The sequence below is a fragment of the Nocardioides sp. genome (genome assembly GCF_036274455.1).
GTDB lineage: Bacteria > Actinomycetota > Actinomycetes > Propionibacteriales > Nocardioidaceae > Nocardioides.
The window spans coordinates 1-22,838 of the sequence record NZ_DASUFR010000131.1; the positions used below are offsets into that span (position 1 = coordinate 1).

The window sequence follows — 22,838 nt, forward strand, 5'->3', positions numbered from 1 at the left end:
CGTCCGACTCCCCGGGCTGCTCGGTCTCCTCCGGCTCCTCGGTGTCCGACGGCTCACCGGTCCGCGTCGACGGCTGCGGCGTCGGCTTCTGCGACCCGAGGCCCTCGGGGTCGCCCTCCGGGCCGGCGCACGCCGCCAGCAGCAGCGCCAGCGTCGTCAGCGCGGAGGCCAGGGGTCGCACGCGCACCACGGTAGCCAGACCGGCCGCGGCGTGCGCGGATCAGCGCCAGCCGAGCTCCGGCGCGACGTACCGAACGACGCTGTCGAGCAGGTGCGCGTTGTAGTCGACGCCGAGCTGGTTGGGCACGGTGAGCAGCAGCGTGTCCGCGGCGGCGACGGCCTCGTCGTCGGCGAGCTCCTTGACCAGCTGCTCCGGCTCGCCGGCGTACGTCTTGCCGAAGCGGGCGTTGCCGCCGTCGAGGAAGCCGACCTGGTCCTGGCTGTGCGTCTCGTGCCCGAAGTAGGCGCGGTCCTGCTCGGAGACGATCGGGAAGACGCTGCGGCTGACCGAGACGCGCGGCTCGCGCTCGTGGCCGGCGGCCTTCCAGGCGTCGCGGAACCGCTGGATCTGCTCGGCCTGGAGCTGGTGGAACGGCACGCCGGTGTCCTCGGTGAGGAGCGTCGAGCTCATCAGGTTCATGCCCTGCTCGGCGGTCCACACCGCCGTCTTCCGGGTGCCGGCCCCCCACCAGATCCGGTCGCGGAGCCCTGGCGAGTGCGGCTCGATCCGCAACAGCCCGGGCGGGTTGGGGAACATCGGCCGCGGGTTCGGCTGGGCGAAGCCCTCGCCCTGGATCACCTCGAGGAAGACCCGCGTGTGCTCGCGGGCCATCTCGGCATCGTCGCTGCCCTCGGCCGGCACGTGGCCGAAGTAGCGGAAGCCGTCGACGACCTGCTCCGGTGACCCCCGGCTGATGCCGAGCTGGAGCCGGCCGCCCGCGATCAGGTCAGCCGCTCCGGCGTCCTCGGCCATGTAGAGCGGGTTCTCGTAGCGCATGTCGATCACGGCGGTGCCGAGCTCGATCCGTGACGTCCGAGCACCCGCCGCCGCCAGCAGCGGGAACGGCGAGGCCAGCTGCCGGGCGAAGTGGTGCACCCGGAAGTAGGCGCCGTCCGCCCCGAGCTCCTCGGTCGCCACCGCCAGCTCGATCGACTGCAGCAGCGCGTCGGACGCCGAGCGCGTCTGCGACTGGGGTGACGGGGTCCAGTGGCCGAAGGACAGGAAGCCGATCTTCTTCATGTTTCAACCAACGTCACGACGGTCCCCTGGATTCCTTGTCGGCGCACTCGCCTAGTTTGGATCGGTGCGCGACTCCTTCCGGACCGGGGTCCGGCTGGGGATGCCATACGCCGCGGTCGGGTTCGTCCTCTCCATGTCCTTCGGCGTGCTGGCGCGCGAAGCCGGGTTCAGTGCGCTGCAGGCGATCGTCATGTCGGCGATCGTCTTCGCCGGGTCGGCCCAGTTCGCCGCCCTGGCGGTGCTCGCGTCGGGCGGCTCCGCGGCCGCCGCCATCGCGGCGGGCACGATGATGAACGGCCGCTTCCTCGCGATGGGCATGGCCCTGGCGCCCTCGCTGCCCGGCGGGCCTGGCCGGCGGGCGGCCCAGGGCCAGGCAGTGGTCGACGCGTCGTGGGCGCTGGCAAACCGGGGGGACGGCAGCTTCGATCGCGGCCTTCTGTTCGGGACGACTGCTCCGCAGTACGTCACATGGTTCGTCGGCACCCTGATCGGTGCGTACGCCGGGGACCTGCTCGGGGACACCGGGAGGTTCGGGCTGGACGCGATCTTCCCGACGTTCTTCCTCGGGATCCTGATCGACGAGCTGCGCCGGCCCCGCTCCCGCCTCGTGGCGATCTGCGGTGCCGCGATCGCGCTCGTCCTCGTGCCGTTCACGCCCGCCGGGGTGCCGATCCTGGCCGCCGCGGCGGCCGCACTCCTGGGGCTGCGCCGATGAGGATCTGGTGGACGATCATCGGGCTCACGCTGACCACCGTCGTCCTCAAGGCCCTTGGGCCGGTGGTCTTCGGTGGCCGGGACCCCCACCCGGCATTCATGCGCGTGGTCGCGATGATGGCGCCCGCACTGCTGGCTGCACTCGTGGTCACCACCGCGCTGGCGGATGGGAAGCACGTCGGGGTCGGCGCCGACACGATCGGCGTACTGGTCGGAGGTGTGCTGCTGTGGCGTGGCAGGTCTGTCGTGCTGTCGGTGCTCGTGGCGGTCGTCGTCACCGCCGCGCTACGCGCGGTCAGCTGAGCAGGCCGGCGTACGGCTCGGGTCGGCCGACCGTCGTCGCGGTCGTCCCCCGCCGGACGAACTCGGCACCCGGCGGCCAAGTGGTGACGTACTGGTCGCCGGTCGCCGCGTCGTACCGGACGAACGCGAGGTGCTCGACGTCGACCTCGAACAGGTGGAAGCGTCCGACCTCCGGGCTCCAGCCGAGGTCCTCCGTCACCGCGGTGGCATACCGCGCGTGCAGGTCGAGGTCGCTCACCTCCACCGCCCGCCCGCGCAGCTTGAGCTCTCCCTCGTCACCTTCGCGCCCCGTCACGATGCCGTGGACCAGGACCCGGGGATCGCGCTGCAGGTCACGGGCCTTGTGCGACTGCCAGAGCATCGAGAGCAGCAGCCGCCCCTCGAGGACGTAGGGCTCGACCGGGCTCAGCCGCGCAGTGCCGTCTGCCCGCAGGCTCACGACCAGGAGCACCCCGGGCTCGATCAGCCGCTCCCGGGCCTTCGCGGCCAGACGTGGTTGGCGTTCTTCGAGCTCAGCCCAGTGCATCCGTCGTGTCTAGCCGCGGCCACCGACGGGCCCTTGCAGTCAGGGCCTCCTGACGAGCTCGACGGCGACAGCGCCGCCCTGAGACTCCGGCACGCAGCAGGTCAGGTCGCTTCGGCAGGCATCAGCCAGGGGCTCCGCCTCGAGCGCGATCCGGACCGCGTCGAGCTGCGCCGAGAACTGCGCGAGCTCGGCGATCCGCTCGGCGATCTCGGCCTGCTTCTCACCGATCAGCCGGCCGACGCGGTCCTGGGCCGCCCCACAGTTGGTGCCGGCCCAGATGGGCAGCAGCGAGGTGATCTGGTCGCAGCTGAGGCCCATCCGCCGCGCGCGGGTGATGAAGAGGAGTCGGGCGGCCGCGTCCGCGCCGTAGTCGCGATAGCCGGACACGGTCCGGGCCGGGACGCCCATCAGGCCGACCCGCTCGTAGTAACGCACCGTGGAAGTCGGGACTCCCGCGGATCCGGCGAGCTCGGAGATCCGCATGCGGCTACCGTAGACCTTGCACCCGGGTGCAAGGTCAAGGTCTTGACCTTGCACCCGGGTTCAGCTCCTAGGTTCCGCTGCACGGGCCGAGCGACGTCGGCCACCGAACCAGGAGGAACACCATGGGCAGCTTCACCCGAGACAACACCGAGCTCGCCGTCGACATCGCCGGGGCGGGCCGCCAGCACCGTGCCGAGGCCGGCGGGATGACGATCGCCCTCGAGCGCTGGAACGCAGGGCTGGACACCGCCGAGTGGTTCGCCGGGCTGCCCGACGGTGCGTGCCAGGAGCCGCACTGGGGCTACTGCGTCAAGGGCCGGGCCACGATGCGCTACACCGACGGCGAGGTCGAGGTCATCGCGGCAGGCGACGCCTACTACATCCGACCGGGCCACAACGCACACCTCGACGAGGACACCGAGTTCGTCGAGTTCACCCGCGCGGACGAGGCCCCGGGCATCAACACCGTGGCGATCTAGGTGGAGATCTTGGAGCTCCGTGTCTGTTGCCGCAGCTCGGCGCCGACGTCGTGCAGGTGCCGGAACGCCTGGACGTAGGAGTCCCGGAGCCCGGCGACCTCGTAGGGGACGCCGAGCTCGGCGCAGTACGCGCGGACGATGGGCTGGGCCCTGCGGAGGTTGGGCGTCGGCATGGCCGGGAACAGGTGGTGCTCGATCTGGTGGTTCAGCCCACCGAGCGCCGCGTCGACCAGCCAGCCGCCGCGGACGTTGCGCGAGGTCAGCACCTGCTTGCGCAGGAAGTCCTCGGTGCCGTTCGGGTGCGGCATCCCCTTGTGGTTGGGCGCGAAGGTGAGCCCGAGGTAGACACCGAACAGCGCCTGGTGCACAACGACGAACGCGATCGCCTGCAGCGGGTTGAGCACGGTGAACACCGCACCCAGGTAGAGCACGGCGTGCGCGGCCAGCAACCCACCCTCGAGCCGGCGCCGCTTCACCGTCCCGTCGAGGAGCGCGGCGACACTGTCCTTCTTGAGCGAGATCCCGAGGAGGGTGAGCAGCGGGATCCAGAACCACGCCTGGCGCCTGGTGAGGAGACCCTTCCCCCGGGCCGCCTCCCGGCTCCACACCAGCACGCCGGGGCCGACGTCGGGGTCGAGGTCGTCGTGGTTGGGGTTGGCGTGGTGCCGGGTGTGCTTGACCATCCAGTAGCCGTAGGACATGCCGATGCCCAGGTTGCCGGCCAGCAGCCCGGCTCGCTCGCTGGGCCGCCTGGTCCGGAACACCTGCCGATGGGCGAGGTCGTGGGCGACCAGCGCGACCTGGGCGAAGACCACGGCAAGGAGGACCGCGACCGCCAGCGTCCACCACGAGGCGCCGACCAGCACGAAGGCGGTCCAGCCTCCGGCGTACGCCGCCGCGACCAGGCCGATCCGCACGGCGTAGTAGCCCGGCCGCTTCCGCAGCAGACCGGCCCGGTTGATCCTCCGGTTGAGCTCCGCGAAGTCGCTGCCGGTCCCGGTGACGGGCCGCTCGGTCGTGGTCGTCGTCATGTTGTCCAGCCAACCGGCGCGACGGCCCGGGTTCAGGAGTGCCAGGTCCCGGACCGTGGTGGGGCTAGCACCACTCCGCACGACGTTGATTCCGGACTTCTGCCGGTTGACTCCGGACCTCCGCCGGTTGATTCCGGATCTCCGCCGGTTGAGTCCGGGGAATCGCCGAGGGCATAAGTCCGGAGTGGAGCGGCGGAACTCCCGAATCAACCGGCGGAACTCACGAATCAACCGGCGGAACTCACGAGTCAACGTGGGCGACCCGCGGTGAAAACCTCTACTGGGTCGCGGGTCCGCGCCGTACGCTGTGCCCGTGACCAGGCGATACCGGTGCGCCGTCGCGAGCCACGTCGTGGCCCGCGAGTCGGGCCGCGCCTGCCCGGGCCTGGCTCAACCGATGCCGTTCGCCATATGACAAGAAGGAGGTGTCGGCGGTGTCTGCTCAACAAGTAGCCCTGCTGAACGCCTCCTATGAGCCGCTCGGCAAGGTGACCTTCAAGCACGCAGTGCGGATGTTGTTCCGCGAGGTCGCGCTTGTCGAGGAGCAGCACGGCGACCGGATGATCGGCCCGCACCCGTGGCCGCGGGTGATCCGGCTCGTGCGGTACGTCGCCGCGCACTGGCTGCACCGCCCCGCGGGCTGGTCGCGCTCGGGCGTGCTCGCGCGCGACCGTCGGACCTGTGCCTACTGCGGCCGTCGCGGCACGACCGTCGACCACGTGCTGCCGGTGAGTCGCGGCGGTGGGTCGGAGTGGCTGAACACCGTGGCCGCGTGCGCGGGGTGCAACCACCGCAAGGCCAACCGCACGCCGGCCGAGGCGGGGATGCGGCTGCACGTGACGCCGTACGCACCGACCCGCGCCAAGCTCGCCGCGCTCTGACTGAGACAGCCTGGATCCACCGATTCGCGGCGTCGCGAGCGGCTGCGATGGCAAGGCGGCGGAGCGACGACGTGCTTGGCCGCCCATCGAGCGACGCCAACGCCGCCAGCGTGCCCGAATGGCGATCGCCGGCCAGTGCACCGCCTCGCCTGACGCGGCGCGACGGCGGGCGGGGGCGGCCTCCCGTCAGCGGTATGCCTCAGCCTGAGGCATACCGTCCGCGCAGCCTCGGCAGCTGCCAGGGCTCCGGCTCTTCGTGCGGCGACCCCGTGCGCTCCCGGACCAGCCGGAACACCTCGGCCAGGGCCGGATCGTGCCACCGCTCGTCCTCGTTGACATGGAGCTGCTCCGGCATCGGTCCACCGCGTCGATGCCGGCGCGCCGCCGGCCGAGGTCGGCCCTCGAGGTGCTCGATGGTGCCAAGCACCAGGTGAGCGTCCGCCAGTGGCGCTCCTGGCCACAGCAGCTCAAGCACCCCGGGAGCACCGCGGAGCTCGGCGAAGCGCGGCGCGAGATCGGCCACCACGGCCGGTTCGAGGAGGAGCACTGGAGTCCAGAGGCCGTCCTCGCCGTACCACCACATGATCCTGGCGAGTGACAGCGGCGACGTGATCACGTACTTGACCGCTGCCGCGTCCACCGTGTCATCCTCGCAGGATCGGTGGCGGACGGGCTCCGCCCCCGCGGCCAGGTCTTTGGTCAGCTGGCCGCCACGCGGCGCTTGAGCAGAGCGATGGGGTGCACGAATCGGAAGCCCCCTGCTCCCCAGGTCGACACCATTCCGACTGCTTCCCAGCCTTCGGCACCCAGCCTGTTCAGTTCACCGATGTCCTTCTCCACCTTCGTGAGATCGGCGGTCGTGTACTCCCAGCGGTCCATCGCAGACTCCTTCAGTCAGGTCCAGCATCGCGTTGAGAGCGGCCATCAGACAGAGTCATGAGTCACGAGACCTGACCACCTGCGACCGGTGAGAGAGTGCGCACAAGAGCGGTCAGCGCCATGGTTGGACACGACAGCGCTGACAGCGTCGGGGGAGGGTTCTTCCGACGCTGTGCGTCTGGCCCGGCCTCCCACCCTGAGTGATGCCGGGAGGCTCGAATCACCCGCACGTGGTGAGGGCAGGCGGCCTTCCAGCCACGAGCATCGGCGAGGTCCCGGACCGGAGGTGCACCGATGGCGGCACGCGTCGCAGTCGCCGGCCTCGTGTGCGCCCTGCTGGGGCTGGGTGCCGGCTGCGGGGACGACGGCGGCGGTGGCGGGAGCCTGCCCACGCGCCTTCCGTCGATCTCGCCGACCCGGACGCTGCCGACCCCGACGCGGACCCCCACCCGCACCGAGGAGTCCACCGGGCAGCCGACCGGGCAGCCGACGACCCAGGAGCCGACCGAGGAGCCGACGACCCAGGAGCCGACCGCGTCGTCGACCCAGGAGCCGAGCGATCGGCCCACCCAGCAGCCCACCGACGAGCCGTCACCGGAGCCGACGACGGCGCCCACCGAGGAGCCCACCGAGGAGCCCACCGAGCCGGCCACCGAGCCGGCCACCGAGCCGGCCACCGAGCCGGCCACCGTGCCAGCCACCGAGCCGGCCACCGAGGAGCCGACCTCGACGCCCACGGCGACCGAGTCGGCCGACCACGAGGAGGAGTCCGCCGCGGACGAGTCAGGCGATGAAGGTGCGCCGAGCTGGGTCTGGTGGCTGCTCGCCGCCGTGGTCGCGGCAGCCGGGGTCCTCGCCTGGGTCCTCCTCGCACGCTCCGCCCGGCGCCGCACGTGGCAGGCACGGCTCGGGGCGGCGGAGGCCGAGGTGGCCTGGCTGGCCCGCGAGCTGCTGCCGCAGCTGCGCGACACCGGTTCGCTCGACCAGGTCGCAGGAGGCTGGCAGGTGGCGCGGCCCCGCGTCGTCGAGGCCGAGGACCAGCTGACGGTGCTGGCGTCGTCGGCGAAGCAGGGGACGGACGGCGGCCGGGCAAGCAGGCTGAGGGACGCCGTGCGCGACGCCCGGTCGCGGATGGAGGCGACCACCTCCGGCGTACCGCGGGAGACCTGGCCGCAGGACGTCGACGACGCGATCGCGCGGCTGGAGTCCGCGCTCGCACCCGACCCGGGAGGACAACCATGACGACGACCTCGCTCAACCGCCGGCCGGCACTCTTCGCCTGCATAGCCATCACGTGGGCCCTGACCGCGGCGTGCGGCTCGTCCGATGACGACGCGGACCAGCCGACGAAGACCGAGGCCTGGGCGAGCAGTGTCTGCGCCACCGCCTCGAACTGGCTGGACGCGGTCGGCGACGCGCAGGCCGCCCTGACCGACACCACCAACCTCGACGCCGACGCGCTGCGCGGTGCCCTCGACGACCTCGCCGGCGCGACCGAGACCCTGGTGACCAACCTCGGCAAGCTCGGCACGCCGGACACCGAGGCCGGCGATCAAGCACAGGCCCAGCTGTCGTCGCTCTCCGGTCGGCTCGAGGAGCAGCGGGCCGTCATCACCGACGCCACCGACCAGGCCGCCGGCAGCGTCCAGGGGCTGCTGGCCCAGGTCTCCACCGTCACCACCGCGATCGCCACCATGCTCGCCGACATCAGCACCACGGTCGACGGAATCCGCGGGCTGCAGGGGGCCGACGAGCTGGAGAAGGCGTTCCAGGACGCCCCGGCCTGCCAGGAGCTCGCGACCAGCCCCAGCGGCTGAGCCGCGGGCGACGAGCGCCTCACCCGCCGCGGGCGAGCCGCGGTCAGGTGGGACCGATGCAGACTCCGGTCGTGGCGGAGCACCCCGATTCACCCGCGCGGACCCTCTCGATCCGCCAGGCGTCGTTCATCGGCGTCGGGGCGATGGTGGGCGCCGGCATCTTCGCCCTCCTCGGCGCCGCGGGTGAGGTCGCCGGCTCGGCGGTGTGGATCTCGTTCCTGCTGGCCGGACTCGTCGCCGCGCTCCAGGGCTACTCCTTCGCCAAGCTCGGCGCCCGCTTCCCGTCGGCAGGCGGGTTCCTCGAGTACGTCGTGCGCGGCTGGGGCCAGGGGCACTTCACCGGCGTGATCGCGTGGATGCTGTTCGCGGTCAACGCCATCATCACCGCGATGGTGGCGGCGTCGTTCGGCAGCTACGCGAGCGCGGCGGTGGCCGACAACGACGACTGGGTCAAGCCGTTCGCCGTCCTGGTCATCGTGGTGATGGCGGCGCTCAACATCCTGGGGTCCCAGACCGTCGCCCGGGCCCAGACGGTCGTCGTGGTCGTCGTGGTGGGCATCCTGACCGTCTTCGCCGTCGCCACCCTGAGCAACCTCAACCCCGACCTGCTGGCGTTCTCCGGCTATCCCTCGTTCGGCGACATCGTCTCCAGCGTCGCGCTCACGTTCTTCGCCTTCCTCGGCTTCGGCGTCATCACCTTCACCGCGAAGGACCTCGCGGACCCGGAGCGCGAGCTTCCCCGCGCGGTCTACCTCGCTCTCGCGATCGCCAGCATCGTCTACGTCGCGGTCGCGATCGGCGTGTTCGGGACCCTCACGGTCAAGGAGGTGGTCGACTCCGGCGGCACCGCACTGGCCGTCGCCGCCGAGCCCGTGCTCGGCTCCGCGGGCTACTGGCTGATGAGCGTCACCGCGCTCTTCGCCACCGCGGGTGCCACCAACTCCGGGCTCTACCCCGCGGCGGGGCTCTGCGAGGAGATGACGGCGGCCGGGCAGTTCCCACCGGTGATGGGCCGCCGCGTCGGGGGCAAGGCGCCCGTCGGCATCCTCGTCACGGCGGTCGCGGCCATCGTCCTCGCCGTCTTCTTCGACCTCAACGCCATCGCCTCCATCGGCAGCGCCGTCGCCCTGATCGTCTTCACCCTCGTGACGGCCGGGCACTTCCGGATCCGCCACGAGACCGGCGCCCAGGCATGGCTGCTCATCGTGGCCGACCTCTGCACCGTGGTGGTCCTGGCCTCGTTCACGGTGACCACGCTGGTCAACGAGCCCGGCACGCTCGTCGCCATGGTCGTCATCGTCGTGCTCAGCGTCGTGATCGACCTGAGCTGGAAGAACCGACGCGACCGCACGGGACAGTCGGGCCACGCCGCCAGGATGTGACCGCGACAGCAGAGCTCACCCGTGTCGCTCGGCGCCGCTCTTCTCCAGCTCGTCGTGCAGGTGGTGGCGTACGCCGCGGTCGGGCCGCGCCGCGAGGAAGTAGATCGCACCGACCACGGCGATCAAGAACGTCACCAACAGCGTGATCCAGTCGAGGTTGAAGTACGCGCGCGGTCTCTGGTCACACCGCCCGAGACTTGTCCGGTCCCGCGTGCCAGAGGAGCCAAAGTGAGTGCGGCCCAACCGGGGCCGTGCCTTGCCGGGGCGTGCTCAGCCGGCGAGCCGGGCCCGGGTCTGCTCGACGTCCATGCCGTGCAGGCGCAGCAGGTTCTCGCCGAGGATCTTCCGCTTGGCCTGCTCGGTCAGCTGCGGGTAGCCGTAGCCGTCGACGAGGTCCTGCGGCAGCTCGAAGTTCCAGAACGCTTCCAGTGCCCACTGCGGCTGCCAGATCGGCGCCTCGCTGCCGTAGACGATCTTGTCCTCGCCGCACCAGAAGAGCAGCTTGCCGAGCAGCTCGGCGAACAGCCTGGGGGCGCGGACCACGAAGTTGATCGAGGCGGCGAGCGAGGCGTAGAGGTTCGGGTAGCGGATCAGCTGCCAGCAGGTCTCGTCGATGAACGGCAGGCCGACGTGGTAGATCACGAAGTTGATGTCGGGGAAGGCGCCGGCCGCGCCGTCCATGTCCCAGGTCTGGGTGTGCTCGATCATCTGCGGGCCGAGCGGCACGCCCTTGTGGACGCCGATCAGGTTCACGCCGAGCTCCTGGATCCTCTCGAAGACCGGGAACGCGACCCGCGGGTCGTCCATGCGCCATGGCACCTGGCCGCCGTCCTCGTAGCGCACGTTGTAGAACTTGAACGCCCGGGCGCCGTACTCCTCGACCTGCCTGGTCACGTCGTCGAGCGCGGCCTTGCCCTCCAGCGGGTTGACGGTCCCCCACATGACCGTGCGGTCGGGGTCGAGCTGGGCGAGCTTCGCGCACTCGGTCCACGGCGAGAGCCCGTCCTTGTAGAGGTCGGTGAGCGGCAGCGGCATCGCCACGAGCATGTCGGTGTCGGAGTTGTTGAAGACCATCTCGTGGATCTCCTCGACGCTCCACTTGTGCAGGAACTCCTCCGCCGACATCAGGGGCAGCCCCTGCGGGGTGAGCACCGTGTGGAATGCGTAGAGATGGTTGGAGAACATCTGCCCGGCCGGGCCACGGGCGTTGTCTGCCTCGAAGTTGAAGGGGTGCGCGACCCCGTCGAACACCAGCGCGTCACCGATCATCGAGAGCTCCTTCGTGGACGTGGTGAAGAGATGGAAGCGGCGTACGCCGCGGGGTCGGCCACCGTGGCGGGGTCGGGGAGGAAGCGCAGCTTGGCGCGGGCACTCTCGGAGAGCCGCTCGGGCGACCACGCCTCGTGCCACACCAGCTCGACGGTCGCGGTCTCGACTCCCGGCAGCGTGCGGACGGCCGTCTCGATGTCGCCCAGGACCGCCGCCGCGAACGGGCACCACCCCGAGGTGAGCATCAGCTCGACCCGGGCCGCCCCGTCGTCGATCTCGGCGCGGTGCAGCAGCCCCATGTCCACCACCGAGATCCCCTTGTCGCGGCAGCACGGGTCGTAGACGTCGCTGAGCACCTCACGGACCGATGGGTCGATCACCTCGCCAGTCTCGACCCGGGCCGGGCGGCCGGAAACACCCCCAGATTTCGCATGGTGAAACGGCCTACGATGGCCGGCATGGAGCCCGGGCGGGAGGTTCCGCACGACGATCGACCCGACGACTTCGTGCAGAGCGTGGGCCGCGCCGTCCGCGTGCTGGAGGTGGTCGGGCGCGAGCCCGGTCTCCCTGTGAAGGCGATCGCCCGCAAGTGCGACCTGAACATCTCGACCAGCTACCACCTCGTGCGCACGCTGGCCTACGAGGGCTACCTGGTCCGGCTCCCCAACGGGACCTACGTCATCGGCGAGGCCGTGGCGCGCCGGTTCCACGACCTCCTCACCTCCCTGGAGCGACCGCCGGCGGCCGCAACGGTGCTGCGCCAGCTCTCCGACCGGGTCGGGCTGAGCTCCTACCTCGGCCTCCTGCAGGACGAGCGGGTCACCGTGGTCGAGGTGGCCGAGGCCGCCGGCTCGCCGTACCTCGAGGAGTTCGAGGTGGGGCTCGACGTCTCCGCACACGCGACGGCGCTGGGCAAGGCGCTGCTGCTCGCGATGTCCCCAAGAGAGCGCCACCGCTTCCTCGCCACCCACGAGCTGCGCCCCTTCACCAGCCGGACCTGCACCGATCCAGAGCAGCTCGAGACCGAGCTGGGGTGGGTTCGTGCCGACGCACCGGTGAGTGAGCACGGCGAGTTCCGCGACGGCGTGTCCTGCACCGCCGCGCTGGTGCCGCGCCGCGGCAGCGACGAGCCGGCGTGGGCCGTCGTCGTCGCGATCGCCGAGGAGGCCGTTCCCGAGCGGATCGCGGAGGAGGTGGTGCTCGCCGCCACCGACCTGGGGATGCACTGATCAACGAGGACTGATCAACGATGCACTGATCAACAGGGGTGCATGACCCGTCGGTCCGCGGGGTACTGCCACGTGCATCGCGTGACGGGGACGGGTGAGAGGGGGGTTCGTGCTGCCCGCGCTACTGGTGGGCGCGCTGACGGCTGCTGTCCTCTCCACGATCGCGCTGTTCGGCGTGTCCGTACGGCGCTCGACCGGCCGGGCGCTGCCCTGGAGCCGACGGCTGTTCTTCGCCGTGGTCGGCACCGCGATCCTCGCGGCCTCGTCCTGGGCCGCAGCACTGTTCCTGACCGAGGATCAGTCCGCCGCCAACGCCGCCTTCGTGGGGACGGTGGTCGCCAGCCTGGCCTGGCTCCCGCTTACCCGCCGGTGGAACGCCCGCGCCCACCTCTGCTGGGCGAGCAACACCTTGCTCTACGTCGTCTACCTGGCGTTCATGCTGAACTGGACGTTCCAGAGCCCGCTGGGCTGGGCCGGCCTGCTGGGTGCACTGCTCCTCTGGGTGCTGGAGGTCTTCGCCGGGCTGCTGGGTGCCGCCTATCTCTGGGAGCTGTGCGACGCGCTGGGCAGCGAGCACTGGCGGCGCAGGAGCCGGACGGGGATGGAGACGGGCGCCATACCGCAGGCGCAGCCGTTCGTCAGCTTCCACGTCCCCGCGCACGAAGAACCTCCCGAGATGGTGATCGAGACGCTGCAGTCGCTGCTCGCGATCGAGTACCCCGCCTTCGAGGTCGTGGCCATCGACGACAACACGACGGACGAGGCGCTGTGGCGCCCGGTCGAGCAGTGGTGCGCCGAGCACGGCGTGACCTTCGCGCACCTGGAGGACTGGCCCGGCTACAAGTCGGGGGCGCTCAACTACGCGCTGCGTGAGCTGACCGACCCGCGGGCCGAGGTGATCGGCATCGTCGACTCCGACTACCAGATCAGCCCGGACTTCCTCAGCCGCTGCGCGCCTTTGTTCGCCGACCCGGATCTCGGCTTCGTCCAGTCACCGCAGGACTACCGGGACTGGGAGTTCGCCACGTTCCACCGGCGCCTCTACTACTCCTACAAGTACTTCTTCTCCGTCTCCCAGCCGTCTCGCAACGAGAGGGACGGCGCGATCTTCGCCGGCACCATGGGGCTGATCCGGCGGTCGGCCCTGGAGAGCGTCGGCGGCTGGGACGAGTGGTGCATCACCGAGGACGCAGAGCTGTCCCTGCGGCTGCTGCGCGACGGGTGGTCGGGCCTCCACGTGGACACCTCCTTCGGGCACGGCGTGATGCCGCTGACCTTCGAGGCACTGAAGGGGCAGCGCTTCCGCTGGTGCTTCGGCGGCATCCAGATCCTGCGGGTGCACTGGCGCTCGATGCTGCCCGGCGTGCTCGGCGGCAAGAAGGGCAAGGACAACCGGCTCACCGGCGGGCAGCGCTGGGCCTACCTGTCGGGCGCGCTGCAGTGGTACGGCGACCTGCTCGGCCTGGTGTTCTTCTTCTTCCTGCTGGGCGGCGCCCTCAACATCGCGCTCGGCGGCGGCCTGCTCTTCCGCAAGCTCTCGGCGTTCCTCCTGGCCGCGATCCCGCTCCTGGTGGTGCTCGGGTTCGTTCGCGCGGTCGCGCTGATCCGCCGGGGCACCGGCGCGTCGTGGCACGACGCCGTCGGGGCCTTCCTCATCTGGCAGTCGACCTCGCTCGTCGTCGCGCGCGCATCGGTCCAGGCGTTGTTCGCCAAGAAGGCCGAGTTCCTGCGGACCCCGAAGACGACCGAGGAGACGAGCGTCTGGCGGGCGCTGACCGCCAACAAGGCCGAGGTCGTGCTCGCGCTGCTCGGCTTGGTGGGCATCGGGATCGGCCTGGTCCACGTGACGACCTTCTCCGGTGCGCTCACGGCCGCCCTGCTCGTCGTCCCCACCGTCGCCTACGCCGCCGCGCCGTGGCACAGCCTGCTCGCGCAGCGGGCCGCGCTCCCGCCGGAGATGGCACGGCGGCGCGCGACGGAGGCCCGGCGGAGCTACTTCTCCCGCTCCGCCACGGCGACCGGGACCGGCGTCGTCCTGGTGGGAGCGCTGGTCGCGGGCGTGTTCGCCCTCTTGGGGACCGGGAGCCACGAGGTGTCCCCTCCGCAGCTGCGGCCCCACCAGGAAGCCACGCATGACCGCGGCCCGGCGTCCCCGTCCAACCAGCCGAGCCAGGGCCCCTCGAACGGCCCGTCCGAGGGGCCGACGCCCGGTCCCACCTCGGGCGCACCCTCGTCGGGCGCACCGAGCTCCAGCGCACCGACCTCCAGCGCACCGAGCTCGAGCCCCGCCACCTCGAGCCCACCCACGTCGAGCGCGCCGACCTCGAGCGCGCCGACCTCGAGCGCGCCGCCCACCAGCGCGTCCCCCTCCAGCGCACCGACGTCCAGTGCTGCTGCTCCGGCCTCGACCGCACCGGCCGCAACGGCTGCTTCGCCCACGCCGTGAGACATGAGGTGGTGGGCGCCCTGGTGCTGGCGCTGCTCGCCGCCTGCGCGAGCGACGACCCAGGAGCCTCCCGAGGGTCGGAGGACTCCCCGTCCTCGTCGTCCGGCACAGCTGCCGACCACTTCCTCGACACCTACGTGATCGCCGACGGTCGGGTCCTGCGGCGTGACCAGGGCAACGACATCGTGAGCGAGGGGCAGGCCTACGCCATGCTCGTCGCCGAGCTGGACGACCGCGACGAGCTCGTGCCGACGATCTGGACGTGGACCAAGGAGCACCTCGGCCGCGACGACGGGCTGCTCTCCTTCCACGCATCGCAGGACGGCACGGTCGTCGGCGCCGATCCCGCTGCGGACGCCGACGTCCTCACCGCCTTCGCGCTCCTGACCTACGACGGGCCGGACGGCGACAGCCTCCACGACGACGGCCTGGCGCTCGCCCGGGCGGTGCTTGAGCACGAGGTCCTGACCGACGCGGACGGGAGGCCGGTGCTGGCTGCCGGCCCCTGGGCCGTCTCGACCGGCATCGTCAACCCGTCGTACCTGATGCCGAGCGAGTTCGAGGAGCTCGCCCGGATCACCGGCGACGACACGTGGTCAGAGCTGGCGGACTCCTCGGTCGCGCTGGTCGGCCAGGTCACCGACGACGGCCGGCTGCTGCCGCCCGACTGGGCCCGGCTCGAGGGCTCGCGACTCGTGCCCGTGGCCGACGCGTCGGGCAGCGCAGGCGCCGCACAGTACGGTCCCGACGCCCAACGCGTACCCCTGTGGTTCGCGCACGCGTGCACGCAGGACGCGCGCGACCTGGCCGCCCGATGGTGGTCGGTCCTCCAGCAGGACGAGCGCTCCAACGCCCAGGCCCTCGGGACCGACGGGGAGGTGCGGGACCCGAACCCCCAGCCGGTCGCCCTCCTCGCGGCCGCGGCAGCCGCCGAGGCAGCCGGGGACACGGCGGGCGCGCAGGACCTGTTCCGCGGCGCCGCCGAGGCGGCGCAAGGCACCCCTGGCTACTACGGCGACGCCTGGCTGGCCCTCGTCGTGGGGCTGCCGCAGTGGCGGGGGCTCGCCTGCGAGTGACCCCGTCACTCGGGCGCGGGCGCGGCCGGCAGCCGGACCGTGACTCTCAGCCCGCCGTCAGGCCGGGGCGTGAGCGTGAGGGTCCCGTCGTGCGCGGCGGTGATGCTCCTGGCGATGGCGAGGCCGAGACCGACGCCCGCGTGGTCGCTGCGGACGCGTCCGGTGCCGCGCTGGAACGGCTCGACGAGCGTGCTGACCAGCTGTGGGGACAGCCTCTCGCCGGTGTTCTCCACGGTGAGCTCGACGCTCCCGGGGTGCGCCCTGGTCGTGACCCAGACGCTCCCCTCGCCCGCCACGTTGTGCACGACCGCGTTGTGCACGAGGTTCGTCGTCAGCTGCTGCAGGAGTGCGTGCGAGCCGATGGTGGGGGCCGCGTCGCCGCAGGTCTCGATGGTGACACCGCGCTCCTCCGCCAGGGCGAGGAGCGTCTCGGTGGACTCCTCGGCCATGAGGGACAGGTCGACGTACTCCCCGACGAACGACCGCTGGTCGACGCGGCTGAGCAGGAGCAGTGCCTCGGTGAGGTCGATCGCCCGCGTGTTGATGTAGTGGAGCCGATCGAGGAGCTCGCCGGTGTCCCGGTCCGGGTCGTGGCGGGCGACGTCGAGCAGCGTCTGCGTGATCGCCAGCGGCGTACGCAGCTCGTGGGAGGCGTTGGCTGCGAACCTCCGCTGCTCGTCGACGAGCGCCTCGAGCCGCGCGATCATCGAGTCGAAGGCGTCGGCGAGCTCGCGGAACTCGTCGTTGGGGCCCTCCAGCCGGATCCGGTGCGAGAGCGACCCGCCCGCGGCCAGCCGGGTGGCGTCGGTGATCCGGGCCAACGGCGCCAGCATCGCGCCGGCCAGGATCCACCCGCCGACGAGGCCGAAGACCAGCAGGAAGGCGAGCATGAGCGCCGCCTTCGGCGCGAAGGCGTCCACGAGGTCGGAGCGGGTAGGGCTGAACGGGCCCGGGCCGAACGCCGAATGATCGGGCACATAGCGAAGGAGGAACACCCACACGGTCGCGAGCAGCCCGGTGCCCGCAACCATGAGGAAGCCGGCGTAGCTGAGGGTGAGCTTGAGCCGGACGCTCGGCCCCGGCGCCCTAGCCACGCCCGTCTCCCCCGCCGGCAGCGTCCGATCCGGCGACAGGTCCCGTGTCGATGCGATAGCCGACTCCGGGCACCGTGGCGATCAGCCAGGGCTCGCCGAGCCGCTTGCGAAGGGCCGACACGGTGATGCGCACGGCGTTGGTGAACGGGTCGGCGTTCTCGTCCCACGCCCGTTCCAGGAGCTGCTCGGCGCTGACGACGCCACCCTCGGCGCCGACGAGGACCTCGAGCACGGCGAACTGCTTGCGGGTGAGCGCGACGTAGCGGCCGTCGCGGTAGACCTCGCGGCGGAACGGGTCGACCCGCAACCCGGCGATCTCGCGCACCGGCGGCCGGTGGTGGGCGCGCCTGCGGTCCAGCGCCCGGAGCCTGAGGACGAGCTCCTTGAGCTCGAAGGGCTTGGTGAGGTAGTCGTCGGCACCGAGCTCGAACCCGGTGGCCTTGTCGTCGAGCCGGTCGGCGGCGGTGAGCATGAGGATCGGCATGCCGCTGCCGGAGGCGACGATGCGCTGCGCGACCTCGTCGCCGGAAGGCCCCGGGATGTCGCGGTCGAGGACGGCGATGTCGTAGGCGTTGACGCCGAGCAGCTCGAGCGCGGCGTCGCCGTCATCGGCGATGTCCGCGGCTATGGCTTCCAGCCGGAGCCCGTCGCGGATGGCCTCTGCCATGTAGGGCTCGTCCTCGACGATCAGCACGCGCATCGCGTCGATGGTACGAGCGGGGACATTTCGCCGGCATATCCAGAACCGCAGACGCTCCGGCAACACCGCGGTGCCTTCACTCGACGGCATGGACCATGCAGCACCGGGTCGGCTGGGAGCCTCACGGCCTTCGAGGCTCGCCATCGGCGTCCTGGCCCTGCTCGTCACGGTCGCCATCGCAGTCGTCGCCCACCAGTCGTCGTCCTCCTCGGCCACGTCGTACGGCGAGGTCCCGCGCGGAGGACACCACGGTCCGGTCAGCGCGGCCGACGGTGTCGTCCCCGACGGCACGACGGTCTTCGACGACCAGGTGCCCGCCGTCGCCAGGCTCGATCCCGGCCTGCTCGCGGCGCTCCAGCGGGCCGCGACGGATGCCGCCCGGGACGGCGTGGAGCTCGAGGTCAACAGTGGCTGGCGTTCACCCGAGTACCAGGACCAGCTGCTCCGGGAGGCGGTGTCGAAGTACGGCTCGGCTGCGGAGGCCGCCCGATGGGTCGCGACCCCCACCACCTCTGCCCACGTCTCGGGGGACGCCGTCGACCTCGGCCCCACCGAGGCCACGGCGTGGCTGTCGAGGTTCGGCGCGGCGTACGGGCTGTGCCAGGTCTACGACGACGAGCCCTGGCACTACGAGCTGCGGCCCGACGCCGTCGACCACGGCTGCCCACGGAGATACGCCGATCCCACCCACGATCCACGAATGCGGTGATCGAGACCTTCCGACGTGCTCGCCCGGCCCTGACCCCCGCTCGCGGTCAGCCGCTGTCGGGAGCCCGGCGGTTGAGCTCGTTGACCACGCCCATCAGGTCGCCGGTCTCGTAGAAGTCGACTGCCACGAGGTTGACCGGCTGCCCGCGCTCCTGCGCACAGCGGTCCACCCGGTTCTGCAGGAACTCCACGGAGTTCACCTCGGCCGCCGCCTCCTCCGACGGTGGGGTGACCCAGTGGTTGAGGGCGAACAGCGGCGCATCGGGCTGGCCGCGGTTCGGACGGCACGAGTCGGGGCTCTCCAGCTCCTCCGGGGAGGCGTAGTCGTAGGGCACCTCCTGGAGCAGCCCGTCGTCGTACACGTTGGGGATCTGCGGACCGAGGTCGCCGTTCTCGAGGCCGATCAGCACCCGGCGACCCGAGTCGACCATCGACCCCAGCGTCGGCATCGGCTGCGTGGGGTCGATGGTGGCGAGGTAGGGCTCGAGCCCCCCGTCGGTGAGCACCGGCACCAGGTCCTCGGCGGGCAGCTCGTCCTGGACGACGATCACCAGCACGTCGCTCGGGTGTGTCTCGAGGAACCGGCGCAGCGTCGCGACGACGTCGCTGAACGGCACGGCGCCGAGCTCGCAGAGGCGGTGGCACAGGTAGACCTCGCGCGGGGCGGTCGCGGCCGGCGGCCCGATCCTCTGACGGAGCATCTGCGCTCGCTCCGCCGCCTCCGGCCCGAGGAGGCTCAGGGCCCTGGCGAGCTCGCGCCGGGGCAGGTCGGTGTAGACGACGTCGTCGTCGCCCAGTGGCCGGACCGACCCGAGGAAGGCGTCGATGAGGAACCCGCGTACGCCGTCCGCGAGCTGCTGTTCCATCCCGCTCTCCTGGCTGGGCTCGTCGAAGCCGTCCGCCGCGGCGTTCATCGAGTTGTGCGTGGTCGCCAGCGCGACCTGGTCGAGCCGGAGGTCGCACAGCCCCGCGGTGCCGTTGCACTCGTGCTCATCCCCGAGCTGTCGGACCACGACGACCACCACGACGACCAGGACCACGGCGACGAGCCCCGCGGCCAGCAGCCATGTCGGTCTCCGCCACCGGGACGTCTCCTCGCTCCCGGTGGCCGAGCCATCCTGCAGCTGGTCGTCCACCACCTCTCAGTGAGGAGCCAACATCGTGGGGAGATTCGCCGGGTAGAGGTAGCCGTCGTCCCAGAAGGGGTTGCAGCCGTAGTGGCTGTAGATCCTGCCGTGGAACTTGGTGTCAGCGATCAGCTCCGGGTCGTAGGTCGGCGCAGCGGCGACGTGTTCCCGGCTGTGACTGATGACTACCTCGTGCTCCCCGATCTCGGTGATGGCGTCGACGGGGATGAAGGAACTGGAATGTCCGAAGCCGAGGAACCCATGGTGCTCGACGAGCAGGAAACGAACCTTGCGCTCCTCATCGTCGATGAGTAGGTCGTGCACCTTCCCGATCGTTTCACCGTCCTTGTCCTTGACGGCGCGGCCGCGGATGTCATTGGCGGCCGGCGTGATCGTGCTGCCGGTGTCGCTCAATCTGTGGATGGTGGCGGGGGTCGTCATGGAGGTTCCTTCTGCGGAGCGTTCGGAGCAACTTCGGCAAAGACGCGACTGTCTCGCGGGACGATGTGGCGGCAATCCCGTGGCCGATACGGCTGATTCTCAGCGGCGGCAACGGTACGCCGCGTCGGGGCTTGTGTCATGGGGCGCAAGCGCAATGGCGGCGATGCGAACATTCCCTTGGCGGCAGGACAACCGACCGCGCGCACCGCGCAGCCGATGCGAAGCGTTGGCCGGCAGCGGATGGGAGACTCCGACGGTGGCTGATGGGTTCGGAGCCCGGCTGGGCAGGGCGGTCGAGGGGCTCACCCCCGGCTACTTCGCCCTGGTCATGGCGACCGGCATCATCTCCGTCGGCACCCACCTCGAGGGCCATGTCCTGGTGTCGGACGCGCTGCTCGCCCTGTGCGCAGGCGCATTCGTGGTCCTCCTCGTCCTCACGGTCGCGCGTCTGACGCTCCACCGCACCGCCATGGTCAGCGATTTCATGGACCCAGGTCGGGCCTTCGGCTTCTTCACGTTCGTGGCCGGCACCAACGTCCTGGGGGTCCGTCTCGGACTCGCGGGGCACCCCTCGGTGACCGCCGGGCTGCTCGTCGCGTCCGGTCTCGCCTGGTTGGTCCTCGGCTACGTCGTCCCGTGGACGGCGGTGCTCGGGCGCGAGGAGCGCCCCGTCGTGCGGAGCGCCAACGGGACGTGGTTCATCTGGGTGGTGGCCAGCCAGTCGGTCGCGGTCGCCGCCGCCACGATCGAGCCCGTCTTCGACCAGTCCCGCCGCGGCCTCGCTGTGCTGGCGGTCATGTCGTGGTCGGTGGGTGTGGCCCTCTACTGTGCTGCGGGGCTGATCGTCTCCCTCCGCCTGATGCTCTATGAGCTCGGCCCGCTGGAGCTGACCCCGCCGTACTGGGTCTCGATGGGTGCTCTCGCAATCACCGTGCTCGCGGGTGCCCGCATCGTGGAGATGGCCGATGCGCCGATGGTCGCCGTCACCCGCGACCTGGTCGCCGGCCTGGCCGTCGTCTTCTGGGCCTTCGCGACCTGGCTCATCCCGGTGCTGATTGCCGCCGGCTGGTGGCGCCATGTCCACTGCCGCGTGCCCCTCATCTACGAGGCGACCTTGTGGAGCATCGTCTTCCCCCTCGGCATGTACGCCGTCGCCGGGATCTACCTGGGTCGCGCCGACCACCTGCCACTCGTCGAGGGAGTGGGACGAGTGGTGCTCTGGGTGGCGCTCGCAACCTGGGTGATCGTGTTCGTGGCCATGTGTTCGCACGTCTTGCGCACCGTGCTCGCCCCATCGCCGCGCCCAACCGTCCGGTCCTGAACACGTCGAGCCGCGGCCGCGATCGTCATCGGGTGGACCCTGATCGAGGTGCTGAGCCGCACGCGAAGTCGTATGACGCTCGCACCAGGCCCAGCACTACCTCGTACTCGTGGTCGTCACGGGGCGCGTAGAGCAGGACCACGGTCGCCGGCGCCTGTCCGGTGTGCACCAGGAAGTGCGGTTCGGCCCAACCGGCGCGGGCCGCCTCCTCCGCCAGCGCGACGGGGAGCATGGCGTGCAGGCTGAGGTCGCCACCGGCGTGGACATGGCAGAACTCGTGGCCGACCATGAACGCCTCGGCGGGTCCGCGGGCCGCGGAGGGATCGAGCGACAAGGCCCGGGCACCCTCCACCGAGATGTCCGACTGTGTCCGGCGCACCGACGGCCAGCTGGCCGCCTCGGCCAGGATGGCGTCGAGGTGCCGCTCGTCGTCCGGCTGCTGGTCGAGCTGGGAGTGCGGGAACGTGCTCGTGGTGCGCGGGCGGGTGCCGGCGCGGGTCGGAAGCCCTTGGTGCGTCAACATCTCAGTGACCCCCCATCCAGAAGACCTCGATGGCGATGCCGTCGGGGTCGCGGAAGGTCATCTGGGCGTGCGGCGCCGGCTCGTCGACCTCGGTGATCGGCCCGTGCTCGATGCCCCGGGCCTCGAGGCGCTCGGCCCACCGGTCGAGGTCCGCGCGGCTCTCGACGGTCAGCGCCAGGTGGTCGAGGCCGGTCCGGCACTCGCTGAACACCTGCAGGTCCGCCTCAGGGTGGTGGTCGAGGCCGAGGTAGAGCGCGGTGCCCGGACGGGTCATGACCACGGCGTACCCCTCCCCCGTGCTGTGTGGCTCGACGAAGACGCGGACCAGGCCCAGCACGTCGGCGTACCAAGCCTCGCTGGTCGCGACGTCGCGGACGGTGAGCCCCACGTGGCTGATCCCGGTGAGGCTCGGAACTGTGTGGACTGCGTGCCCGGTGGTGATGGTCATGACGACACTTCCTTGCGATTGATTACATTAGATTTTGATTCTAAACAGATTAATGCTCTAGAGTCAAGCCATGAGCCGACAACCACGCAGCTACGACGCCACCCGACGCCGCGAGCGCGCGGAGGAGGAGCGCCGCGCCACCCAGCGCCGGGTGGTCGAGGCCGCTCGCGACCTGTTCGTGACCCGTGGCTACGTCGCCACGACCGTCGCCGACATCGCGAAGGAGGCCGGGGTCGCCCTCCAGTCGGTCTACAACGCCGGGAAGAGCAAGGCCGCCCTCATGCACCTGGTCGTCGACCTGGCCGTCGCCGGCGACGACGAGGAGGTGCTGCTGGCCGACCGGTCGACGTTCACGGCGGTGGCCGAGCAGCCGACCGCCGAACGTCAGGTCGAGGTGATCGCCGCCCTCATCGCCGAGACCATGCAGCGGCTGGCGCCGGTCTGGGTCGCCTACCGCGAGGCAGCCGCTGTCGACCCCACCGGTGCCGCCAACCTGGAGGCCGCCCACCGGCGCCGCAACGAGACGTTCGCGGCGATGATCGGCATGGTTGACCAGGCCCGCCTCCGGCTCCCGCCCGGGGAGGCCACCGACACCGCCTGGGCCGTCGGCAGCATCGAGGTCTACCTGCTGCTGCGCTCGATCCGCGGCTGGGACCACGAGCAGTACGCCGACTGGCTGCGCCGGACCCTCGTCAACGAGCTGGTCCGGCGGGCCTGACCC

Annotated in this window: 28 protein-coding genes; 13 read left to right on the forward strand and 15 right to left on the reverse strand. The window is 71.2% G+C overall.

Annotated features, from left to right (window positions below):
- Positions 1–181 (reverse strand): hypothetical protein (locus VFV89_RS12415; protein ID WP_329706256.1); only part of this gene is annotated, 181 nt, incomplete at its 3' end.
- Positions 182–220: 39 nt separating this feature from the next.
- Entirely contained in the window at positions 221–1,240 is a 1,020-nt protein-coding gene (locus VFV89_RS12420; protein ID WP_329706257.1) for an LLM class flavin-dependent oxidoreductase, read from the reverse strand.
- Positions 1,241–1,304: 64 nt separating this feature from the next.
- On the opposite strand from VFV89_RS12420, the gene VFV89_RS12425 reads away from it, so the two are divergent.
- Together VFV89_RS12425 and VFV89_RS12430 are read left to right on the forward strand one after the other, a co-directional pair.
- On the forward strand, positions 1,305–1,955 hold the full coding sequence (locus VFV89_RS12425) for an AzlC family ABC transporter permease (RefSeq protein WP_329706258.1): 651 nt from the start codon (positions 1,305–1,307) through the stop codon (positions 1,953–1,955).
- Positions 1,952–2,257 (forward strand): AzlD domain-containing protein, encoded by a 306-nt coding sequence (locus VFV89_RS12430; RefSeq protein ID WP_329706259.1) that lies wholly within the window; start codon positions 1,952–1,954, stop codon positions 2,255–2,257. Before VFV89_RS12425 ends, VFV89_RS12430 begins: the two co-directional genes overlap by 4 nt.
- Here VFV89_RS12430 and VFV89_RS12435 read toward each other — a convergent pair.
- Together VFV89_RS12435 and VFV89_RS12440 are read right to left on the reverse strand one after the other, a co-directional pair.
- Positions 2,250–2,783, reverse strand: a complete 534-nt coding sequence (locus VFV89_RS12435) for a pyridoxamine 5'-phosphate oxidase family protein (protein ID WP_329706260.1) — start codon at positions 2,781–2,783, stop codon at positions 2,250–2,252. The genes VFV89_RS12430 and VFV89_RS12435 overlap by 8 nt on opposite strands.
- A 39-nt stretch (positions 2,784–2,822) precedes the next feature.
- Positions 2,823–3,266, reverse strand: a complete 444-nt coding sequence (locus VFV89_RS12440) for a MerR family transcriptional regulator (protein ID WP_329706261.1) — start codon at positions 3,264–3,266, stop codon at positions 2,823–2,825.
- Positions 3,267–3,388: 122 nt separating this feature from the next.
- Here VFV89_RS12440 and VFV89_RS12445 point away from each other — a divergent pair, with 122 nt between their 5' ends.
- Entirely contained in the window at positions 3,389–3,745 is a 357-nt protein-coding gene (locus VFV89_RS12445) for a hypothetical protein (RefSeq protein WP_329706262.1), read from the forward strand.
- Here VFV89_RS12445 and VFV89_RS12450 read toward each other — a convergent pair.
- Complete coding sequence (locus VFV89_RS12450; RefSeq protein ID WP_329706263.1) at positions 3,742–4,776, reverse strand: acyl-CoA desaturase; 1,035 nt, start codon at positions 4,774–4,776, stop codon at positions 3,742–3,744. The two genes, VFV89_RS12445 and VFV89_RS12450, sit on opposite strands and share 4 nt — an antisense overlap.
- 434 nt (positions 4,777–5,210) lie before the next feature.
- Between VFV89_RS12450 and VFV89_RS12455 the strand changes: the two genes are divergently transcribed.
- Positions 5,211–5,657: an HNH endonuclease gene (locus VFV89_RS12455; protein WP_329706264.1), complete on the forward strand. Its 447-nt coding sequence runs from the start codon at positions 5,211–5,213 to the stop codon at positions 5,655–5,657.
- Positions 5,658–5,856: 199 nt separating this feature from the next.
- Here VFV89_RS12455 and VFV89_RS12460 read toward each other — a convergent pair whose 3' ends face one another.
- Positions 5,857–6,297 (reverse strand): hypothetical protein, encoded by a 441-nt coding sequence (locus tag VFV89_RS12460; RefSeq protein WP_329706265.1) that lies wholly within the window; start codon positions 6,295–6,297, stop codon positions 5,857–5,859.
- Between the two features lie 59 nt (positions 6,298–6,356).
- Complete coding sequence (locus VFV89_RS12465) at positions 6,357–6,536, reverse strand: hypothetical protein (RefSeq protein WP_329706266.1); 180 nt, start codon at positions 6,534–6,536, stop codon at positions 6,357–6,359.
- Between the two features lie 294 nt (positions 6,537–6,830).
- Between VFV89_RS12465 and VFV89_RS12470 the strand changes: the two genes are divergently transcribed.
- Genes VFV89_RS12470 through VFV89_RS12480 form a run of 3 tightly spaced genes read left to right on the forward strand, consistent with a single transcriptional unit; the run spans position 6,831 to position 9,735 of the window.
- Complete coding sequence (locus VFV89_RS12470) at positions 6,831–7,778, forward strand: hypothetical protein (protein WP_329706267.1); 948 nt, start codon at positions 6,831–6,833, stop codon at positions 7,776–7,778.
- Entirely contained in the window at positions 7,775–8,353 is a 579-nt protein-coding gene (locus tag VFV89_RS12475) for a hypothetical protein (protein WP_329706268.1), read from the forward strand. The genes VFV89_RS12470 and VFV89_RS12475 overlap by 4 nt, the downstream gene beginning before the upstream one ends.
- A gap of 56 nt (positions 8,354–8,409) precedes the next feature.
- Positions 8,410–9,735, forward strand: a complete 1,326-nt coding sequence (locus VFV89_RS12480) for an APC family permease (protein ID WP_329706269.1) — start codon at positions 8,410–8,412, stop codon at positions 9,733–9,735.
- 270 nt (positions 9,736–10,005) lie between these two features.
- On the opposite strand, the gene VFV89_RS12485 is transcribed toward VFV89_RS12480, so the two are convergent.
- Together VFV89_RS12485 and VFV89_RS12490 are read right to left on the reverse strand one after the other, a co-directional pair.
- Positions 10,006–11,004 carry an amidohydrolase family protein gene (locus VFV89_RS12485; protein WP_329706270.1) on the reverse strand — a complete coding sequence of 333 codons (999 nt, stop codon included), beginning with the start codon at positions 11,002–11,004 and terminating at the stop codon, positions 10,006–10,008.
- Positions 11,001–11,384 carry a metal-sulfur cluster assembly factor gene (locus VFV89_RS12490; protein ID WP_329706271.1) on the reverse strand — a complete coding sequence of 128 codons (384 nt, stop codon included), beginning with the start codon at positions 11,382–11,384 and terminating at the stop codon, positions 11,001–11,003. Before VFV89_RS12490 ends, VFV89_RS12485 begins: the two co-directional genes overlap by 4 nt.
- A 78-nt stretch (positions 11,385–11,462) precedes the next feature.
- On the opposite strand from VFV89_RS12490, the gene VFV89_RS12495 reads away from it, so the two are divergent.
- The 3 genes from VFV89_RS12495 (at position 11,463) to VFV89_RS12505 (ending at position 15,755) form a co-directional block, all read left to right on the forward strand.
- Positions 11,463–12,233: an IclR family transcriptional regulator gene (locus VFV89_RS12495; protein ID WP_329706272.1), complete on the forward strand. Its 771-nt coding sequence runs from the start codon at positions 11,463–11,465 to the stop codon at positions 12,231–12,233.
- Between the two features lie 109 nt (positions 12,234–12,342).
- Positions 12,343–14,679 (forward strand): glycosyltransferase, encoded by a 2,337-nt coding sequence (locus VFV89_RS12500; protein WP_329706273.1) that lies wholly within the window; start codon positions 12,343–12,345, stop codon positions 14,677–14,679.
- Positions 14,676–15,755: a glycosyl hydrolase family 8 gene (locus VFV89_RS12505; protein WP_329706274.1), complete on the forward strand. Its 1,080-nt coding sequence runs from the start codon at positions 14,676–14,678 to the stop codon at positions 15,753–15,755. The genes VFV89_RS12500 and VFV89_RS12505 overlap by 4 nt, the downstream gene beginning before the upstream one ends.
- 5 nt (positions 15,756–15,760) lie before the next feature.
- On the opposite strand, the gene VFV89_RS12510 is transcribed toward VFV89_RS12505, so the two are convergent.
- Complete coding sequence (locus VFV89_RS12510) at positions 15,761–16,849, reverse strand: HAMP domain-containing sensor histidine kinase (RefSeq protein WP_329706275.1); 1,089 nt, start codon at positions 16,847–16,849, stop codon at positions 15,761–15,763.
- A complete protein-coding gene (locus VFV89_RS12515; protein ID WP_329706276.1) occupies positions 16,842–17,549 on the reverse strand; it encodes a response regulator transcription factor in 708 nt (235 codons plus the stop codon). Before VFV89_RS12515 ends, VFV89_RS12510 begins: the two co-directional genes overlap by 8 nt.
- A gap of 88 nt (positions 17,550–17,637) precedes the next feature.
- Between VFV89_RS12515 and VFV89_RS12520 the strand changes: the two genes are divergently transcribed.
- Positions 17,638–18,258 carry a M15 family metallopeptidase gene (locus VFV89_RS12520; RefSeq protein ID WP_329706277.1) on the forward strand — a complete coding sequence of 207 codons (621 nt, stop codon included), beginning with the start codon at positions 17,638–17,640 and terminating at the stop codon, positions 18,256–18,258.
- Positions 18,259–18,304: 46 nt separating this feature from the next.
- Here the strand turns inward: VFV89_RS12520 and VFV89_RS12525 are convergent, their stop codons facing one another.
- Both VFV89_RS12525 and VFV89_RS12530 read right to left on the reverse strand, forming a co-directional pair.
- On the reverse strand, positions 18,305–19,393 hold the full coding sequence (locus tag VFV89_RS12525; RefSeq protein ID WP_329706278.1) for a hypothetical protein: 1,089 nt from the start codon (positions 19,391–19,393) through the stop codon (positions 18,305–18,307).
- Positions 19,394–19,399: 6 nt separating this feature from the next.
- Positions 19,400–19,825 carry a PRC-barrel domain-containing protein gene (locus tag VFV89_RS12530; protein WP_329706279.1) on the reverse strand — a complete coding sequence of 142 codons (426 nt, stop codon included), beginning with the start codon at positions 19,823–19,825 and terminating at the stop codon, positions 19,400–19,402.
- A 256-nt stretch (positions 19,826–20,081) separates the two neighbouring features.
- On the opposite strand from VFV89_RS12530, the gene VFV89_RS12535 reads away from it, so the two are divergent.
- Positions 20,082–21,146 carry a tellurite resistance/C4-dicarboxylate transporter family protein gene (locus tag VFV89_RS12535; RefSeq protein ID WP_329706280.1) on the forward strand — a complete coding sequence of 355 codons (1,065 nt, stop codon included), beginning with the start codon at positions 20,082–20,084 and terminating at the stop codon, positions 21,144–21,146.
- A gap of 25 nt (positions 21,147–21,171) precedes the next feature.
- Here VFV89_RS12535 and VFV89_RS12540 read toward each other — a convergent pair whose 3' ends face one another.
- Positions 21,172–21,669, reverse strand: coding sequence for a luciferase family protein (locus tag VFV89_RS12540; protein ID WP_329706281.1), 498 nt, complete (start codon positions 21,667–21,669; stop codon positions 21,172–21,174).
- Position 21,670: 1 nt separating this feature from the next.
- Complete coding sequence (locus tag VFV89_RS12545) at positions 21,671–22,117, reverse strand: VOC family protein (RefSeq protein ID WP_329706282.1); 447 nt, start codon at positions 22,115–22,117, stop codon at positions 21,671–21,673.
- Between the two features lie 70 nt (positions 22,118–22,187).
- Between VFV89_RS12545 and VFV89_RS12550 the strand changes: the two genes are divergently transcribed.
- Positions 22,188–22,835, forward strand: coding sequence for a helix-turn-helix domain-containing protein (locus VFV89_RS12550; RefSeq protein ID WP_329706283.1), 648 nt, complete (start codon positions 22,188–22,190; stop codon positions 22,833–22,835).
- Positions 22,836–22,838 lie beyond the last annotated feature (3 nt).

Excerpts from the sequence above, each read along its gene's own strand:
- VFV89_RS12485 (WP_329706270.1), bottom strand. The coding sequence starts at position 11,004 with ATGATCGGTGACGCGCTGGTGTTCGACGGGGTCGCGCACCCCTTCAAC.
- VFV89_RS12475 (WP_329706268.1), top strand. The coding sequence starts at position 7,775 with ATGACGACGACCTCGCTCAACCGCCGGCCGGCACTCTTCGCCTGCATA.
- VFV89_RS12470 (WP_329706267.1), top strand. The coding sequence starts at position 6,831 with ATGGCGGCACGCGTCGCAGTCGCCGGCCTCGTGTGCGCCCTGCTGGGG.
- VFV89_RS12445 (WP_329706262.1), top strand. The coding sequence starts at position 3,389 with ATGGGCAGCTTCACCCGAGACAACACCGAGCTCGCCGTCGACATCGCC.
- VFV89_RS12480 (WP_329706269.1), top strand. The coding sequence starts at position 8,410 with ATGCAGACTCCGGTCGTGGCGGAGCACCCCGATTCACCCGCGCGGACC.
- VFV89_RS12540 (WP_329706281.1), bottom strand. The coding sequence starts at position 21,669 with ATGTTGACGCACCAAGGGCTTCCGACCCGCGCCGGCACCCGCCCGCGC.
- VFV89_RS12430 (WP_329706259.1), top strand. The coding sequence starts at position 1,952 with ATGAGGATCTGGTGGACGATCATCGGGCTCACGCTGACCACCGTCGTC.
- VFV89_RS12420 (WP_329706257.1), bottom strand. The coding sequence starts at position 1,240 with ATGAAGAAGATCGGCTTCCTGTCCTTCGGCCACTGGACCCCGTCACCC.
- VFV89_RS12450 (WP_329706263.1), bottom strand. The coding sequence starts at position 4,776 with ATGACGACGACCACGACCGAGCGGCCCGTCACCGGGACCGGCAGCGAC.
- VFV89_RS12440 (WP_329706261.1), bottom strand. The coding sequence starts at position 3,266 with ATGCGGATCTCCGAGCTCGCCGGATCCGCGGGAGTCCCGACTTCCACG.
- VFV89_RS12495 (WP_329706272.1), top strand. The coding sequence starts at position 11,463 with ATGGAGCCCGGGCGGGAGGTTCCGCACGACGATCGACCCGACGACTTC.
- VFV89_RS12465 (WP_329706266.1), bottom strand. The coding sequence starts at position 6,536 with ATGGACCGCTGGGAGTACACGACCGCCGATCTCACGAAGGTGGAGAAG.
- VFV89_RS12545 (WP_329706282.1), bottom strand. The coding sequence starts at position 22,117 with ATGACCATCACCACCGGGCACGCAGTCCACACAGTTCCGAGCCTCACC.
- VFV89_RS12550 (WP_329706283.1), top strand. The coding sequence starts at position 22,188 with ATGAGCCGACAACCACGCAGCTACGACGCCACCCGACGCCGCGAGCGC.
- VFV89_RS12520 (WP_329706277.1), top strand. The coding sequence starts at position 17,638 with ATGGACCATGCAGCACCGGGTCGGCTGGGAGCCTCACGGCCTTCGAGG.
- VFV89_RS12435 (WP_329706260.1), bottom strand. The coding sequence starts at position 2,783 with ATGCACTGGGCTGAGCTCGAAGAACGCCAACCACGTCTGGCCGCGAAG.
- VFV89_RS12515 (WP_329706276.1), bottom strand. The coding sequence starts at position 17,549 with ATGCGCGTGCTGATCGTCGAGGACGAGCCCTACATGGCAGAGGCCATC.
- VFV89_RS12530 (WP_329706279.1), bottom strand. The coding sequence starts at position 19,825 with ATGACGACCCCCGCCACCATCCACAGATTGAGCGACACCGGCAGCACG.